The following is a 14,876-nucleotide window of genomic DNA, read 5'->3' on the forward strand; positions in this document are numbered from 1 at the left end:
GGGCCGCTGAGCCGCACGCTTCATCCCTTTCAGGAGGAATTCATGGTCACCCGCACGGCCGTCGCCGCCCTCGCCACCTGCGCGGCGCTGCTGACCGCCACCGGCTGTTCGTCCAGCTTCGACGACAGCAAGGAGCCGGCCCAGGACAAGGCCGCCCGGCAGAATCTGACGGTCCTCATCGCCACCTCGGGTGAGGCGGAGACCCAGGCCGTCAAGGCCGCCGCCGCCGCGTACGCAAAGAAGTCCGGCAACACGGTCACCGTCGAGACCGCCAAGGACATGAACCAGCAGCTCGCCCAGTCGTTCGCCGGGCACAAGCCGCCGGACGTCTTCTATGTGAACTCCGACCAGTTCGCCAACTACGCCAAGGGCGGCTCGCTCTACGCGTACGGCGACCAGATACCCGACGCCGCCGACTTCTCCGAGCAGCTCCGCACCTCGTTCACGTACGACGGCAAGCTGATGTGCCTGCCCAAGGACACCTCCACCCTCGGTCTGGCCATCAACACCGACCTGTGGAAGAAGGCCGGTCTGACGGAGAAGGACTACCCGAAGACCTGGGCCGAGCTGAAGACCGTCGCGGACAAGCTCACCGGCGACGGCGTCACCGGCCTGGTCACCAGCGACGAGTACCAGCGTCTCGGCGTCTTCATGAAGCAGGCGGGCGGCTGGGTCACCGACACGGACCAGAAGAAGATGACCGCCGACACCCCCGAGAACGCCGAGGGGCTCGCCTTCGTCCAGTCCCTGCTGAAGTCGGGCTCGATGAAGTTCGCCAAGAACGTGGACACGAGCTGGGGCGGCGAGGCCCTCGGCAAGGGCAAGGCCGCGATGACCATCGAGGGCAACTGGCTCGACGGCGGTATGAAGCTGGACTACCCGGACGTGAAGTACGCCGTGGCGCCGCTGCCCGCGGGTCCGGCCGGTCAGGGCACGCTCGCCTTCAGCACCTGCTGGGGTGTCGCCGCCGACAGCGCGCACCGCGAGGCCGGTGTCGAACTGGTGAAGTCCCTCACCACGGCCGACCAGCAGCTCGCCTTCGCCGACGCGTTCGGTGTGATGCCGTCGCGGACCAGCGCGCTGACCACGTACGCCGAGCAGTTCCCCGCCGCGAAGGCATGGGTCGACGGCAGCGCGTACGCCCAGGGCCCGGTGACCATCGCCGGCTTCGACAAGGTGCTGAGCCAGTTCAACACCGACCTCCAGTCGCTGCGCACCGCCGACCCGAAGAAGATCCTCGCCGACCTCCAGCGCAACGGCGAACAGGCCATCGCGAAGGGCAACTGAGCCCGATGCCCATCCGTACGCCGCGCGCGGCCCGCGCGCGCAGCGCTTCCCGCGCGACCGGCACGCCTGGCGCTCCTGACGGCGCATCCGGCGAAGCCGGTACGACCGCGACGGCCCGCGCCCGGCGCGCGGGCCGCCGCGGGGAAGGCGCCTGGGGCTGGCTGTTCGTCAGCCCCATGGTGCTGGTCCTCGGCCTGTTCCTGGTCCTGCCGATCCTGATGGCGCTGTGGGTGAGCCTGCTGCGCTGGGACGGGCAGTCCAATCCGTTCTCCGGCCAGGCCGACTTCGTGGGTCTGGACAACTACCGGACCCTGCTGACCCAGGACGGTCTCGACCGCACGCTCTTCGCGACCGCCCTGCGCAACAACGCCTACTACGTGCTGCTGACCGTGCCGCTCCAGACCGTGCTGGCGCTCGGCCTGGCGCTGATCGTCAACCAGAGGATCCTGCGCGGGCGGGGCGCCCTGCGCACGACGTTCTTCTTCCCCTCGGTCACCAGCTCCATCGCCGTCTCCACGGTCTTCCTCTTCCTGTTCCAGGGCAGCGGGGCGGTCAACTCCCTGCTGTCGTGGATCGGGGTGAGGGGGCCGAACTGGTTCGCCGATCCCCGGGGGGTGCTCTCGCTCGTCCTGGGCGGTCTGGGGATCGTCGATCCCGAGCGGCCGGCCGGGGTGCTGGCCGACCACACCGTCATGGGGCTGTCCTGGTTCGAGTGGCTCTCGGGTCCCTCGGTCGCGATGTGCACGATCATCCTGCTGGCCGTCTGGACCACCTCGGGCACCTTCATGCTGATCTTCCTCGCGGCGCTCCAGGACATCCCGCGCGAGCTGGAGGAGGCGGCGGCCCTGGAAGGCGCCAACCGCCGTCAGCTCCTGCGGTATGTGACGCTGCCCGCGCTGCGTCCCGTGCTGTTCCTGGTGCTCACGCTGGGGCTGATCTCCACCTGGCAGGTCTTCGACCAGGTGTATGTGATGGGCCAGGGCGCCCCGGGCAATACGACGCTCACGCCCGCCTTCCTGTCGTACTCCGCGGGTTTCGACAACGCGGACTTCGGCCAGGGCGCGGCGATCGCGTTCATCCTGCTCGCCCTGATCCTCTGTCTGACCGCGTTCCAGCGCTGGGTGCTGCGGGAGCGCGGCGTACGCACGGGGAGGAAACGATGACCGCCACCGGTACGGCCGCGGACGACCGGCCCGGGAAGGCGAGGGCCCGTCGTCGGCGGGCCTCGCGCGAGCAGGGCCGCCCGGTGCTGCCGCGGTTCCCCGTTCCGCTGCGGTTCCTGGGGTACGCCCTGGTGGTCGGGGTGGGCCTGCTCTATCTGCTGCCGTTCGCGCTCCAGTTCGTGACCGGCTTCAAGACCGATCCGGACGCCGCCTCGCATCCGCTCTCCCTGCTGCCCGCCACCCCGACGACCGCCGCCTATCAGCGGCTCTTCGGGCTGAGCGAGTCCGGGGACGGTGTGCCCTTCCTGCGCTGGCTGAGCAATTCGGCGCTGGTCGCGGTGCTGGTGACCACGGGGCGGGTGCTGTTCGACTCGATGGCGGGGTACGCGCTGGCGCGGCTGCGCTTCCGGGGCCGGGGGGTGCTGTTCGCTTTTGTCCTCGCGGTGATGGCGGTGCCCGGTGTGGCCCTGCTGATCCCGAAGTTCCTGGTGCTCAACACGTTCGGGATCTTCGACACGTACACCGCCATGATCCTGCCGCTGCTGGTGGACGCGGCGGGCATCTTCATCATGAAGCAGTTCTTCGAGTCGGTGCCGCGCGAGGTCGAGGAGGCCGCGCGGGTGGACGGCGCGGGGGTGTTCCGTATCTTCTGGTCCGTCGTCCTGCCGATGGCCAGACCCGCGCTGATCACCCTGACGATCCTGTCGTTCCAGGGATCGTGGAACGAGTTCACGCACTTCCTCGTCGCCACCCAGTCCAGCCAGTACGAGACCCTCACCACGGGGCTGGCCCGCTTTGTCTCGGGCGGCCTGGGCGGCGGGACGCAGTATCCGCTGAAGCTGGCCGCGGCGCTGCTCTCCACCCTGCCGGTGGCCGCGCTGTTCTTCTGCTTCCAGCGCTACTTCGTCAACGGCGCCAACTCGGGGGCGGTCAAGGAGTGAGCACCGCCGGGTGACGGCCGGCGGGGGCGGCACGGAGACGGTACGGGCCGGGGCCCGGCGGGGAGGTCCCGCCGGGCCCCGGCCCGTGGTGCTCCCGGTCCGCGAGGCTCCCGGCCGTGCCGCCCCGGTCCGTGCCGCCCCGTCCGTACACGGCCCCGGAGCCGTACGGCCCCGGTCCGCCGCCCGGTCCGTGAGGCTCCGGCCCGTGGTGCTCCGCGCTCGTACCCCTGAGCGAATCGGCCGCCGTCCGTATCGCTCGGCCGATGAGGTGAAACACCCCCTCCCGTCGGTGCGGTCGGCGACCCGTCGGCCCCCTGCTCGCGAATGTGTCGGTGAGAGTCCCGCGGTGGCGCGGGCGCCGAGCAGAGAGGGGGCGTGATGGGCGCGGAGCACATCGACACCCGATTGCTGGAGGAACTGACCGAGCGGTCGCAGGACTTGAGCGGCGACGCCCGCAGGATCACCGGGAACGCGCTGACCGGCTTCGCCGCCGAGGAGGCCGCCTCGAAGGACGACATCACGGCGCTCCAGACCGCGGCGTCGCTGGAGAATCTGGCGGTGAGCGTCTACCGGAACGCCGCCGCCCTGCCGTTCGTCAAGAACGGGACCAAGACGGTCGCGGAGTTCATCGAGGCGACCGCGCAGCAGCACCAGGCCCACGCCAAGGCGTTCAACGACGCCGCCACCAAGGCGGGCGGCCGGGCCCAGACCGACCCCGACGCGGCGTACGAGGCCGTCATCACGCGGTCGCTGCCGACCGTCAGGACCCCGGCGGACGTGATCAGGCTCGCCCTCTATCTGGAGGACGTGGCCGCGCGGAACCACACCAGGAACGTGACACGGGTCAGCGACACGCGGCTGCGCCGGCTCTTCGCGTCCGTCGCCCCGGTCGAGGCCCAGCACCGCGCCACACTGCTGGCCGTCCAGTCCCTGCTGGCGTCGGGCCACGAGAGCCTGATCGAGATCCCGACGGACGCCCCCCGGCTGCCCGCGGCCGTCGGCAGCGCGGCCATCCCCGATGTCTTCCAGCCGATCGCCAACGCCCGGCCGATCTCCGAAGGAGCCCTGAAGTGAGACGTGCGCGCGGCGGCTGGGAGCTGCCCATCAGTGAGGACCAGCTCGGCCGTCTCACCCGGGAGATGGCGCAGGCGCACCACGAGGCACTGCCCGCGATGCGCGAGGAGACAGCGTCGTTCACGGAGCGGCTCAGGGCGCTCGCCCCGGCGCGGCGCGGCGGCCGCCCGGTGGGCGAGGACCACCTGGGCGCCCGCACGGCGGGCCCCGGCCCGGCCGACGCCGGGCGCCGGCGCTTCCTGCTGGGCGCCGGAGGCCTGGGCGCCGCGCTGCTGCTCACCGGCTGCACCAGCGCCGGAACCGACGAGAAGGGCGCCTCCCCGCCCAGCCGTCCTTCCGACATGCTCCCGCCCCGCGCCGCCGCCGACACGGTCATGTACACCGCGCACCTCAGATTCGTCGCCCTGTCGGCCGCTCTGGAGAACCAGGCGGTGGGCGCCTACGGATCGATCCTGGCCGCCGCCGGAGCCGAGAAGTTCGGCGCCGTGCCCCCCGCCGTGTCGACGTTCGTCACCATGGCCATGGCCCATCACATCGACCACGCCAAGGCCTGGAACGCGGCGCTGACCGACGCGCACAAGCCCGCCGTCACCGATGTGCCGCTCTCCAACCAGCGGGCGATCACCTCCGCGCTGGACCGGCTCTCCAGCGTCGACGACGCCGCGAAACTCGCGCTGCAACTGGAGGACCAGGCGGCGCAGACCTATCTCTTCGCCAGCTACGACGGCAAGAGCGCGGCCGGGATCGAGACCGCGGCCACCATCGCGCCCGTCGAGGCGATGCATGTCTCCATCCTGCGCTTCATCCTCGGGCAGGATCCGGTGCCTGACGCCTTCCTGCCCGAGGACATGGCGGCGACGCCGAGCCTTCTGACGGTGTGACCCGGGGGGCGACCCGGCGGCGGACGCGCGGCGGGCCCGGTGCGAGACTTGCGCGGTCCGTCACGCCGTTCCGGAATCGAGGCGCCGTCGTGCCGCTCCGTCCCCCCGCCCGCCGCGCCGTGGCATCCCCGCTCGTCCCGTTGGCGTCGCTGCTCGCGCTGTCGCTCGTCCTCACCGGCTGCGGCGGCTCGGGCGGCCCGGACGGGGACGGTGCGGGCGGCGCGGGCACCGGCCGCGCGGGCGAGGGCGGTTCGGGTACGGCCCGGGAGGTACGGCCCCCCGGGGCGGACGAGCCCTTCGACTACCAGATCGGCGGGGCGTACGACCCGCCCGCCGGGGTGCGTACGGTCATCAGGGACCGTACGGCGGACCCGGCCCCCGGCGCGTACAACATCTGCTATGTCAACGCCTACCAGGCACAGCCGGACGCCGTGAGCTGGTGGCAGCGGAACCATCCGGATCTGCTGCTGCGTGACGCCGAGGGCGCGGCCGTCGTCGACGAGGACTGGCGCGAACCCTTGCTGGACATCTCCACCGGGGAGCGGCGCGCCCGGCTGGCACGGATCGTCGGCGGCTGGATCGACGGCTGCGCCGAGCGGGGGTTCGATGCCGTCGAGGCGGACAATCTGGACTCCTATCTGCGCGCGGACGGACTGCTCGACCGGCGGCAGGCGGCCGCCTTCGCCCGGCTGCTCGCGGAGCGCGCCCACCGGGCGGGCCTGGCGATCGGCCAGAAGAACGCGGCGGAGATGACCGGGCTCAGGGACTCCCTCGGCTTCGACTTCGCGGTGGCCGAGGAGTGCGGGCGCTACGACGAGTGCGCGGTGTACGCCGACGCCTACGACGACCGGGTGCTGGTCGTCGAGTACCGGCGGGCGGACTTCACCGCGGGCTGCCGGGAGTGGGGGGACCGGCTGGCGATCGTGCTGCGTGACCGCGATGTCGTCCCCGCCGGCGATCCGGGCCATGTGAACGCGCGCTGCTGATCCGTACGCCGGCCGGCCCGGGAGCGTCCACCGGCTCGGGGCGGTACGCCGACGACCGGCGCCCGGACCGGCGGGGTGCGGCTGACCGGCGGGGTGCGGCTATCCCGGGCGCCGGAGCCGCCAGGGAAGCCTGAGCCTGCGGCGGGTGCCGCGTGAGGGAAGTACGGGACCGCCGGCCGTACGGTACGGAGGCTCCTCGTCGAGATACGGCCCGGTGTCGCCGTCCGCCGACGCGTGCAGCCCCGGTCTGTCGTACCGGGTGGCGGCGATCACCTCGACGAGCTGCTCCTCGGTGAAGAGCTCGGAACCCCGCACATGCGGGACGAACCCGACGAGCACCCCGTCCGCCACGACCTCCGCCCGCAGTCCGAGCACGTCGTCCATGTCCCAGATCGCCTCACCGCCCTCGGCGAGCACGATCTGCACACCGCACTGGTAGACCCCCAGATGGGCCATGTGGGCCATGACTCCCCGGGCCCGCAGGGAGGACACGAGACGGCCGGCGCGTTCCTCGTCCATCCGATGCCCCATCTCCCTGTACGGAGGCTTTTGGACGTATATGTCCCGTGGCCCTCATGGTAAGCCGATTCTCCGGGAGGGCCAGTTCCGGGAGCGCGCCCGAACCCGCCCCCGGGGACCGCGCGTCAGCGGGTGGCGGGCATGACGTCGAAGGTGACCTGGACCGGAACCCGGGCGCCGGTCCAGCCGCGCACCTCCGGCTCGTCCAGCGTGCGGACCCAGATGTCCACCTGCGCCAGGATCTCCTCACCGGGCCAGGGACCGACGCCCATGACCCGCATGCCGGCCGCGGCGGCGGACCGGATCCCGCAGGAGGAGTCCTCCACCGCCAGGGTGTCGACGGGCTCGGCGCCGCAGAGCCGCGCGGCGGCGAGATAGACGTCCGGGAGCGGCTTGGGTCTGATCCCGCCCTCGGGTACGACGATGTGGTCGAAGTGGCTGAGCAGACCCGCCGTGCCGAGGCAGGACTCGACGACTTCTCTCGGGCAGTTGCTGGCGACGGCGAGAGGAGCGAGGCTCACGCACTCCTCGACCAGCCGGACGGCGCCGGGCATGGTCATCGGGTTGCCGGCCACGAGTCTGCGGAAGTGCCCGAGCAGCAGGACGGTCAGCTCCTCGGCGAGTTCGGGCCGGCCCGCCTCCTCGGCCATGAGGCGCCCGCAATCGGTGTAGTGCAGCCCCTTGGCACGCCCGGCGAAGCCCGGCATGGGCGCGAATCCGTACTCGCGCAGCGCCAGAATTCGGGCGTCCTGCCAGTGGCATTCGGTGTCCATCAGGGTCCCGTCGCAGTCGAAGACGATGGCCGCGGGAGTCCAGGAAAGGATGCGGTGAGCTGTCATCCGATTGTTCCGTTCAGAAGAGCCCGATATACGGCGGCGCTGACCGCCGCGACAGTGCGAAACACCGCGGGCACGTTGGTCACCCGCTGTCGGGCGGGCGCGATCCGGGCAGTCGCGGCCTTATGGAGAAGGCCGGTTGAGGCGACCACCCAAGAACATAACGATCGCTACGCTAGAGAGGGAAACTCTAGGTAGTCAAGTGATTTCGCAGAGTATTTACAGCTTTTACCTGTAGCGGAGGACGCCAAAAGCCCTCTGTTCCCCGTCCTGGAGAAAACGGAACACACAGAGGTTGTGATACGGCACGCAGATAATTCGAGCTGACGGACTGTATTCGACAAAGCGTGCTGCTGTGAACCGTCCGCCGGTGGGACGCAGCAAAGCGCCCCGGCTTTCGACGGCAGCGGCCTGGCGCGCGGCTTCCAGAAGAATGATGCCGGGAACATGGTCCGTCGCGTGGTCGAAGAAGAACGGATGTCTCGGATCGGCCGGGTCGACCAGGAGGGTGCCGCCGTCGAGCCCCAGGACGACATCGTGCGCGCCCGTCACCCCCAGCCCGCGGCTGTCGGGGCGGATCCGGCCGAGGGCGCCCGCCGGTGCGGCGGCCCGCGCGCGGCCCGTCCGCAGCGCCCCGTACCGTTCGCCGTCCATCACGCGCGCACCTCCCCCGGCCTGCGCGAACACCGCGCCGTGGGCGGTGAAGGAGACATCGAGCCGCACTCCGGTGAGCGTGCCGTCCTCGGCGGCGCGGCGCACCTCGCTCACACGGACCCGGCAGATCACACCGGTGGCCCCGGAGACCGCCCGGGGTTCCGCCGACGGGTCGATCTCGAAGAACAGATCGGTGATGAGCAGATGCGCGGTGGGCGCGACCTCGAAATAGCGGAGCGGGATATAGATCCCGAGCTGGCGCAGTGTCTCGACGATCATCAGCGGACTGTGCAGATCGGCGCCGTCGCGCGGAAAGGTCGGATGGGACCGGGACCAGGACGCCGCGGCGTCGAACCCGCCGTCCGGGCTCCGCCGCACGTCGGTGAGCAGCACCTCGGCCACGGAGTCCCGGTGCACCATCTCGCGGGCGACGGTGCGTGACCAGGACAGCGGCCGGACATCGCGCACGACGTCACCAACCGTTGTATTCATGCGACAAGAACACCGCAATTTTCGTGGCCGCGCACCCCAGCCGGGAGGGTCCGAGCGGGGCGCGCCAAGCCCGCCACGCCCGGCGGTAAAAGCCGCTACATTGCCTGCTGTCATTTAACGGAACGGCAATCCGGGGTACTTGTGCAGGTTCGGGTGGAGCAGGTTCGGGCGAAAACAACGCGGAGGTTTCTTCTGGAAGTGGCGGCACAGTTGTTCGACGAGCGAGGCTACGCCGGAACCAGTATCAGCGATATCAGCACGCAGTCCGGCCGTACCAGCGGGGCCATCTACTTCCACTACGCCAGCAAGGAGAATCTCGCGCGGGCCATTGTCGAGGAGCATTTCGCGACCTGGCCGAATCTGATCGACCGGCACAGCTCGTCCGAACTCCCGGCGCTGGAGCGACTGGTCGCGCTGAGTTTCGAGGTGGCGAGGGCTTTCCGGGACGATGTCGTCATCCGCGCGGGCGCCCGGCTCTGGGCGGAGCGCAAGGCCATCAACGCCACATTGCCGAGGCCTTTCGTGGGGTGGCTGGAGACGGTCACCGGGCTGCTCGAAGAGGCCCGCCAGGAGGGGCAACTCACGCGTGACGTCACCCCGCAGGTGGCCGCGCACGGACTCGTGTGCGCGTTCTTCGGACTGCACACCGTCTCCGACGCCCTGGAGGGACGCCGACAGATCGAGGAGGCGCTGCACGATCTGTGGCTGCTGCTGCTGAACGCCCTTCAGACCGACCCGGATCCTGCGGCCCTGCTCGCGCGGGTACGTGACCGTCCCCGCACGGCGGTGCCCGCCGGCGGAGCGGCCCGCGCGTGAGGCGCGGCGCCGGGGAGCCGGGGGGCCGGCGGCGGCGCGCGCCGGGGAGAACGGCGGCCGGACCCGGCCGGGACGGGTCGGTGTCCCGGCCGGGTCCGGCCGTGTGGGGGTGTGACGGTACGTCGGGGGAGGCCGCCGGCGAGGGCACGGGCGCGCCCCCGTCGGTGGGGCGTGCGCGCGGACCCTCGCCGACGGGCCTGTCAGTAGGGGCCGTTCACATTGTCGATCGAGCCGTACCGGTCGGCCGCGTAGTTGCACGCGGCGGTGATGTTGGCGACCGGGTCGAAGCTGTCCGTCGACGTACCGGGCACGTGGTAGGCCTGGAACGTGGGGTCGATGACCTGGAGCAGGCCCTTGGACGGGGTTCCGGCCGCCGCGTTGGAGTCCCAGTTGTTGATGGCCGCCGGGTTGCCCGAGGACTCCCGCATGATGTTCCGGTAGATGCCGTCGTAGCTGCCCGGAATGCCCTGCGCGGCCATGATGTCCAGCGACTCCTTGATCCAGCCGTCGAGGTCGTCGGTGTACGTCTTGGCGTCCGCCTGGGTGACGGTGCCGCTCGTGTCGGCCGACGCGTTCTCGGCGGTCGCCGGCGCGGTTCCCTGCTCGGCCGGCGCGGTGGCCGGGGTCTGCGGCGCGGCCGGCTCGGCCTGCGCGGCCCCCTCGGACGGCGCGCCGAGGGTCAGTTCGAGGCCGGGGCGGATCAGCGCCGGGTTGCCGCCGATGGCCTCCCGGTTGTCCTCGTACAGCTTCTTCCAGCCGCCGCTGACGGAGTGTGCGGCCGCGATCTTCGAGAGAGAGTCCCCCGCGACCACGGAGTAGGTGGCCGGGCTGTCCTTCTGCGCCGACGGCGCGGCCTCGGCGGCGGTCGCGGCGATGAACGGAAGGGCGAGTACGGCGCCGCCCGTGCCGACGGCGGCGAGACCTCGGGCGAACGGGCTGGTTCTGGGACGGCGGTGCTTGGCCTGTGCGGGCATGACGCATTCCTCTCCGTCGCCTGCGAGGTGAGCTGTCGGGTTCGGGCTGGAGATGCCCGGCCGTGATATGCGCACGGCTTCACCCCAAGCCGGTCCGTATTCCGGACCGGCGCCTTACCTGGGTCCCCCGCTCCTGCCGTAGGTGAGTGGGTTGGGGTTTCCGGACGGCGGCAGGATTCGGCGGTCCGTCCGGAGTGACGTGAACGTAGGCGGAACGCCCGGAGAAAAACAAGCCCGGAATTCACACCGGCAATCCGGTGGACGGATCCGTACGGGAATCATCCGGCGGCGCGGAAGAGGCGGGGGAACTCAACTCTCGTTCCCTGGGAGCGAAGTGGGCGGGAAGGCGAGAACCGCAGCTCACCGCCGGTGTGACACACATCATGGCCCGCACAGGAATGGCCCGCGCCACAAGACCGCACAAACACTGACAAGCCATAGGAATGCGAGAGAAATGCACCATGGGGAGAACACGGACAAATAGCCAATATAGTTACTTTTCGAATGGGGGATATCCGCGCCCCGTCCACGCCGTATCCATGCGCCGTTCCGCTCCCGCGCCTCCCTCAATTCCATGGCGGCCCCTTTTATTCCGCACCGCTCCGCCCGCCGGTTCAGGACTCACCGTCCACCGCACATACGTCCTCATGGAATACGCCCCCAGGGCCGTCGGAGTGCGGGGAACGGACGGCGCCGGGCCCTTTCCCGATCGACGGCCGCATTCCTGGGAGTTGAGGTCATGGACACCCCCGGTAACTTTTCCGGTCGGCGGGGAGAAAGGCAGGGGAAAGGGGAAAGGCGGGGCATCAACTCGGTGTGCGGCGAAGGCCGTCGGGGGACGCGCGAGCGGACCGCGGCCTCCCGCGGGACGACAGGACCGCCGGTCCGCCCCTCCCGGACCGTCCCGCGATCCGCGCGACCGTCCAGCGCCGTTCGCGCGAGCCGGAGTTGGACTCCCGGGCAGGGCGCGACCACTCACTCCTTCCGGGCGTCTGGCCCGTGCGTGAGAATCGCGTCCAGGGCGAATTCGACCCGGCGGTCGTAGGCACTGTCGCCGAGATGTGCGAGCACCCGGTGCAGGGAGGGATGGGACGCGGCGGAGACGGCCGCGGCCAGGCGTTCGTCCATGGCCGGCTCGGCCGCCTGCTCCTCCTGGGTCAGACCGAGGAGGAAGTAGACGATCGTCCAGAGCGTCCAGGCGGCCTCCCGCTCCCCCCTCCCCCCGCTCAGCAGCGCGTCGACCAGCGTCTCCGCGTACCGGAGCGTGTGCGGTTCGGCCACGAAGGTGCCGACCACGAGCGCGGCTCCGTCCCGGTGGGCGAGCAGGGCGCGGCGGAAGCGACGGGCCAGCTCCCGTACCCGCTCGTTCGCGTCGTCGGGCAGACCGGTCAGCGGCACGGTCCCGACGATCGCGTCGGCCATCAGCTCCAGGAGCCGGGCCTTGCTCTTCACATGCCAGAGGACGGTGTTCATCCGTACGCCGAGCCGGTCGGCGACCGCCCGGGTGGACAGGGCGTCCAGCCCCTTCTCCTCCAGGACGTCCAGCGCCGCGGCGACGACGGCGCCGGGGTCCAGGCGCGGCTCGCGCCCCTCGCTCGCTTGCTTCTTGGTCACTGACCTAGTTTACTGCGTCCATGGCATTGGTCAGTGACCAAGGAGGAGATATGGAGCAGCAGGTCGTCGTCGCGGGAGCGGGCCCGGTCGGACTCTGGCTCGCCGCCGAGCTGAGGCGCGCCGGAGTGAGCGTCACCGTCGTCGAGGAGCGCGAGGAGCGCGACACGCGCTCCAAGGCCCTCACCGTTCACCCCCGTACGCTCGAAGTGCTCGCCTCGCGCGGTGTGCACGAGACGTTCCTCGGCGAGGGCGTGCCCATCCCCGGCGGCCACTTCGGGATGCTCGACGCCCGGCTCGACTTCCGGCGGCTGCGCACTCCGTTCCCGCATACGCTGGCGCTTCCGCAGGCCAGGACCGAGGAGCTGTTCGAGGGATACGCGAGGGAGCTCGGTGCCCGGATCCTGCGCGGGCACCGGGTCACCGGGCTCGACGAGGGACCGGACGCGGTGACCGTCGAGGTGACGGGCCCGGACGGCGCGTACACGCTGGAGGCCGCGTACGCCGTCGGCTGCGACGGCACCCGTTCCGTCGTACGGACCGCGGCCGGGATCGGTTTCCCCGGTACGCCGTCCACCGTCGTGGGCTGGCTCGGCGATGTCGTCCTGGACAGTCCGCCGGAGCACGGCTACGGCTCCTTCGGCCCGCACGGCGGCATGCTCGCCGTACGGCTGCCCGGCGGGCTGTACCGGCTGGTCGGGGTCACCCCGCGGGACGTCGTGGCCGAGTGGCCGGGCGACCTCACCCTCGACGAACTGCGGAGCAGGACCGTCGCGGTGGCCGGGCACGACTTCGGTATGCGCGCCCCGGCCTGGCTCTCACGCTTCGGGAACGCCACCCATCTCGCCGAGAGATACCGCCACGGCCGGACCCTGCTCGCGGGGGACGCGGCCCACCAGCACTTCCCGGCCGGCGGTGTGGGCATGAACGTGGGCATCCAGGACGCGCACAACCTGGGCTGGAAGCTGGCAGCCGTCCTGCGGGGCCGGGCACCCGACGCGCTGCTGGACACCTACCACTCCGAACGCCACCCCGTCGGAGACGCCCTCATCCGCACCAGCCGCGCCCAGGTCGCCCTGATGACGGCGTTCACCGCCGAGGGTCTCGACCTGCGGGCCCTGCTGAGCGAACTGGTCGTGGCCCTCCCGGAGTTCAACGACCATCTCGCCGCGCGCGTCAGCGGCCTCCATGTCGCCTACCCGCCGGCCACACCCACCGCCCATCCCCTCACCGGCACCCGGGCCCCCGACCTCGCCCTCGCCCTCGCCCTCGCGGGCTCCTCGCGCGGGGGCTCCTCCCCGGCCGGGCTGTTCTCGCTGCTGCGCGCGGACAGCATGCTCCTGCTCGATCTCACCGACCGGCCCGGCACTCCCCCCGCCGGGCTCCCCCGCCCCGGCCTGAGGGTGCACACCGCTCCGCTCGTCGAGACCCCGGCCGACTGGAACGGCGTACGGGCCGCGCTGATCCGCCCCGACGGCCATATCGCCTGGGCGGGCTCCCGGCCGGACGACCCGGAACTGTTCCGCGCCCTCGCCGCCTGGGCCTGAGAACGTCCCCTCCGCCCGCCGTCCCGGACCGGGACCGCGTCCCGGCCCGGGTCTCATCCGGCCGTGTGTCATCCGGCATGTCTCATCCGGGCGTGTCTCATCCCGGCGTGTCTCATCCGGCCGTGTCGAGCACCTCGCGCTGTTCCGCGTCGAGTACCAGGTCCGCCGCCTCGATCGCCTCGTCGAGCTGGGCCACGCTGCTGACACCGACGATCGGGACGACCGAGGGCTCTCCGCCGGTGAGCCAGGCCAGAACAACCTGGTTCGGGGTCGCACCGGATTCCCGCGACACCTTCCGCAGGGCTTCCAGCCGCGCGGCCGTGCCCGGGTGGTCGTACGCCCTGGGCAGTTTCTTCTCGGGACGCGTATAGGCGCCGAACAGCAGGGTCGTATAGGCGAAGAGCGTCAGGTCGGGCTCGGACCGTACGTAGTCGAGCAGTTCCGGCGTGGTGTGGACATGGCCGCCCTCGGGAAGGGGCACGTCGAACCGGGGCTGAAGATACGAATAGCGCTGCTGGACAGCGGTGTAGGGAGTCCGGCCCGCGCCCGCGGCGACGGCCCGCGCCCGCTCGATACGCCAGGTCGCGTGGTTGCAGCAGCCCAGCACCCGGGCCTTGCCCTCCTGGACGAGGGCGTCGAGCGCGCCCACGGTCTCCTCCAGCGGCACATTCCGGTCCTCGACATGGCTCCAGTAGAGGTCCACACGGTCGGTGCCCAGCCGACGGAGGCTGCCTTCGAACGCCGTACGCACGGCCTCCGCCGACAGGCCCTCCGCGGATTCGAGCCCCGCCCCGGCCACGGTGGGCCGGGCACCGCCCTTGGTGGCCAGCACGATCTGGTCGCGGGTGCCGCGCGAGGCGAGCCAGCGGCCGACCGTGGTCTCGCTCTCGTCGCTGGTGCCACCGCCCCAGAACACATAGTTGTTGGCGGTGTCTATCAGGGTGCCGCCGGCCTCGACGAAGCGGTCGAGGATGGCGAACGAGGTCTTCTCGTCCACGGAGCTGCCGAACGGAAGTGCTCCCAGGCAGAGGCGGCTCGCCTCGATGCCGTCGGGTCCGCCCAGGGTGGTCGTCAACATGGGTGTGCGTCCTTAGC

Annotated in this window: 14 protein-coding genes and 1 riboswitch; of the genes, 8 read left to right on the plus strand and 6 right to left on the minus strand. The window is 71.1% G+C overall.

Going from position 1 to position 14,876, the window contains the following annotated elements:
• Window positions 1–42: 42 nt before the first annotated feature.
• The 6 genes from ACFYYH_RS23655 to ACFYYH_RS23680 all read left to right on the plus strand — a co-directional run bounded on the left by ACFYYH_RS23655 (window position 43) and on the right by ACFYYH_RS23680 (window position 6,332).
• The gene (locus tag ACFYYH_RS23655) at window positions 43–1,287 is read left to right on the plus strand and encodes an extracellular solute-binding protein (RefSeq protein ID WP_388554383.1); all 1,245 of its coding nucleotides are present in this window, start codon (window positions 43–45) and stop codon (window positions 1,285–1,287) included.
• Between the two features lie 176 nt (window positions 1,288–1,463).
• Window positions 1,464–2,450 carry a carbohydrate ABC transporter permease gene (locus ACFYYH_RS23660; protein WP_388554509.1) on the plus strand — a complete coding sequence of 329 codons (987 nt, stop codon included), beginning with the start codon at window positions 1,464–1,466 and terminating at the stop codon, window positions 2,448–2,450.
• On the plus strand, window positions 2,447–3,391 hold the full coding sequence (locus tag ACFYYH_RS23665; protein WP_388554386.1) for a carbohydrate ABC transporter permease: 945 nt from the start codon (window positions 2,447–2,449) through the stop codon (window positions 3,389–3,391). Before ACFYYH_RS23660 ends, ACFYYH_RS23665 begins: the two co-directional genes overlap by 4 nt.
• A gap of 378 nt (window positions 3,392–3,769) precedes the next feature.
• Window positions 3,770–4,465: a ferritin-like domain-containing protein gene (locus ACFYYH_RS23670; protein WP_388554389.1), complete on the plus strand. Its 696-nt coding sequence runs from the start codon at window positions 3,770–3,772 to the stop codon at window positions 4,463–4,465.
• Window positions 4,462–5,346 (plus strand): ferritin-like domain-containing protein, encoded by an 885-nt coding sequence (locus ACFYYH_RS23675; protein ID WP_388554391.1) that lies wholly within the window; start codon window positions 4,462–4,464, stop codon window positions 5,344–5,346. Before ACFYYH_RS23670 ends, ACFYYH_RS23675 begins: the two co-directional genes overlap by 4 nt.
• An 89-nt stretch (window positions 5,347–5,435) precedes the next feature.
• Window positions 5,436–6,332, plus strand: a complete 897-nt coding sequence (locus ACFYYH_RS23680; protein WP_388554394.1) for an endo alpha-1,4 polygalactosaminidase — start codon at window positions 5,436–5,438, stop codon at window positions 6,330–6,332.
• A 99-nt stretch (window positions 6,333–6,431) separates the two neighbouring features.
• Here the strand turns inward: ACFYYH_RS23680 and ACFYYH_RS23685 are convergent, their stop codons facing one another.
• The 3 genes from ACFYYH_RS23685 to ACFYYH_RS23695 all read right to left on the minus strand — a co-directional run bounded on the left by ACFYYH_RS23685 (window position 6,432) and on the right by ACFYYH_RS23695 (window position 8,833).
• A complete protein-coding gene (locus ACFYYH_RS23685) occupies window positions 6,432–6,851 on the minus strand; it encodes a hypothetical protein (protein WP_388554396.1) in 420 nt (139 codons plus the stop codon).
• Between the two features lie 125 nt (window positions 6,852–6,976).
• Entirely contained in the window at window positions 6,977–7,690 is a 714-nt protein-coding gene (locus ACFYYH_RS23690) for an HAD family hydrolase (protein WP_388554399.1), read from the minus strand.
• Window positions 7,691–7,915: 225 nt separating this feature from the next.
• The gene (locus ACFYYH_RS23695; protein ID WP_388554402.1) at window positions 7,916–8,833 is read right to left on the minus strand and encodes a ScbA/BarX family gamma-butyrolactone biosynthesis protein; all 918 of its coding nucleotides are present in this window, start codon (window positions 8,831–8,833) and stop codon (window positions 7,916–7,918) included.
• A 141-nt stretch (window positions 8,834–8,974) separates the two neighbouring features.
• On the opposite strand from ACFYYH_RS23695, the gene ACFYYH_RS23700 reads away from it, so the two are divergent.
• Window positions 8,975–9,649: a ScbR family autoregulator-binding transcription factor gene (locus tag ACFYYH_RS23700; RefSeq protein WP_388554405.1), complete on the plus strand. Its 675-nt coding sequence runs from the start codon at window positions 8,975–8,977 to the stop codon at window positions 9,647–9,649.
• A 200-nt stretch (window positions 9,650–9,849) separates the two neighbouring features.
• Here ACFYYH_RS23700 and ACFYYH_RS23705 read toward each other — a convergent pair whose 3' ends face one another.
• Entirely contained in the window at window positions 9,850–10,623 is a 774-nt protein-coding gene (locus ACFYYH_RS23705) for a transglycosylase SLT domain-containing protein (protein WP_388554407.1), read from the minus strand.
• Between the two features lie 4 nt (window positions 10,624–10,627).
• A riboswitch (cyclic di-AMP (ydaO/yuaA leader) is annotated at window positions 10,628–10,778 on the minus strand.
• Between the two features lie 820 nt (window positions 10,779–11,598).
• Entirely contained in the window at window positions 11,599–12,237 is a 639-nt protein-coding gene (locus tag ACFYYH_RS23710) for a TetR/AcrR family transcriptional regulator C-terminal domain-containing protein (protein WP_388554409.1), read from the minus strand.
• A gap of 50 nt (window positions 12,238–12,287) precedes the next feature.
• Here ACFYYH_RS23710 and ACFYYH_RS23715 point away from each other — a divergent pair, with 50 nt between their 5' ends.
• Window positions 12,288–13,781 carry an FAD-dependent monooxygenase gene (locus ACFYYH_RS23715; RefSeq protein ID WP_388554411.1) on the plus strand — a complete coding sequence of 498 codons (1,494 nt, stop codon included), beginning with the start codon at window positions 12,288–12,290 and terminating at the stop codon, window positions 13,779–13,781.
• A gap of 112 nt (window positions 13,782–13,893) precedes the next feature.
• Here the strand turns inward: ACFYYH_RS23715 and ACFYYH_RS23720 are convergent, their stop codons facing one another.
• Window positions 13,894–14,859: an aldo/keto reductase gene (locus ACFYYH_RS23720; RefSeq protein ID WP_388554414.1), complete on the minus strand. Its 966-nt coding sequence runs from the start codon at window positions 14,857–14,859 to the stop codon at window positions 13,894–13,896.
• Window positions 14,860–14,876 lie beyond the last annotated feature (17 nt).

Origin of the sequence: Streptomyces sp. NPDC002018, from assembly GCF_042890865.1 — a bacterium.
Lineage (GTDB): Bacteria > Actinomycetota > Actinomycetes > Streptomycetales > Streptomycetaceae > Streptomyces.

Bases quoted from the DNA above. Each gene is read 5' to 3' on its own strand.
- ACFYYH_RS23655 (WP_388554383.1), top strand. From the start codon at position 43: ATGGTCACCCGCACGGCCGTCGCCGCCCTCGCCACCTGCGCGGCGCTG.
- ACFYYH_RS23660 (WP_388554509.1), top strand. From the start codon at position 1,464: ATGGTGCTGGTCCTCGGCCTGTTCCTGGTCCTGCCGATCCTGATGGCG.
- ACFYYH_RS23665 (WP_388554386.1), top strand. From the start codon at position 2,447: ATGACCGCCACCGGTACGGCCGCGGACGACCGGCCCGGGAAGGCGAGG.
- ACFYYH_RS23670 (WP_388554389.1), top strand. From the start codon at position 3,770: ATGGGCGCGGAGCACATCGACACCCGATTGCTGGAGGAACTGACCGAG.
- ACFYYH_RS23685 (WP_388554396.1), bottom strand. From the start codon at position 6,851: ATGGACGAGGAACGCGCCGGCCGTCTCGTGTCCTCCCTGCGGGCCCGG.
- ACFYYH_RS23690 (WP_388554399.1), bottom strand. From the start codon at position 7,690: ATGACAGCTCACCGCATCCTTTCCTGGACTCCCGCGGCCATCGTCTTC.
- ACFYYH_RS23695 (WP_388554402.1), bottom strand. From the start codon at position 8,833: ATGAATACAACGGTTGGTGACGTCGTGCGCGATGTCCGGCCGCTGTCC.
- ACFYYH_RS23705 (WP_388554407.1), bottom strand. From the start codon at position 10,623: ATGCCCGCACAGGCCAAGCACCGCCGTCCCAGAACCAGCCCGTTCGCC.
- ACFYYH_RS23715 (WP_388554411.1), top strand. From the start codon at position 12,288: ATGGAGCAGCAGGTCGTCGTCGCGGGAGCGGGCCCGGTCGGACTCTGG.
- ACFYYH_RS23720 (WP_388554414.1), bottom strand. From the start codon at position 14,859: ATGTTGACGACCACCCTGGGCGGACCCGACGGCATCGAGGCGAGCCGC.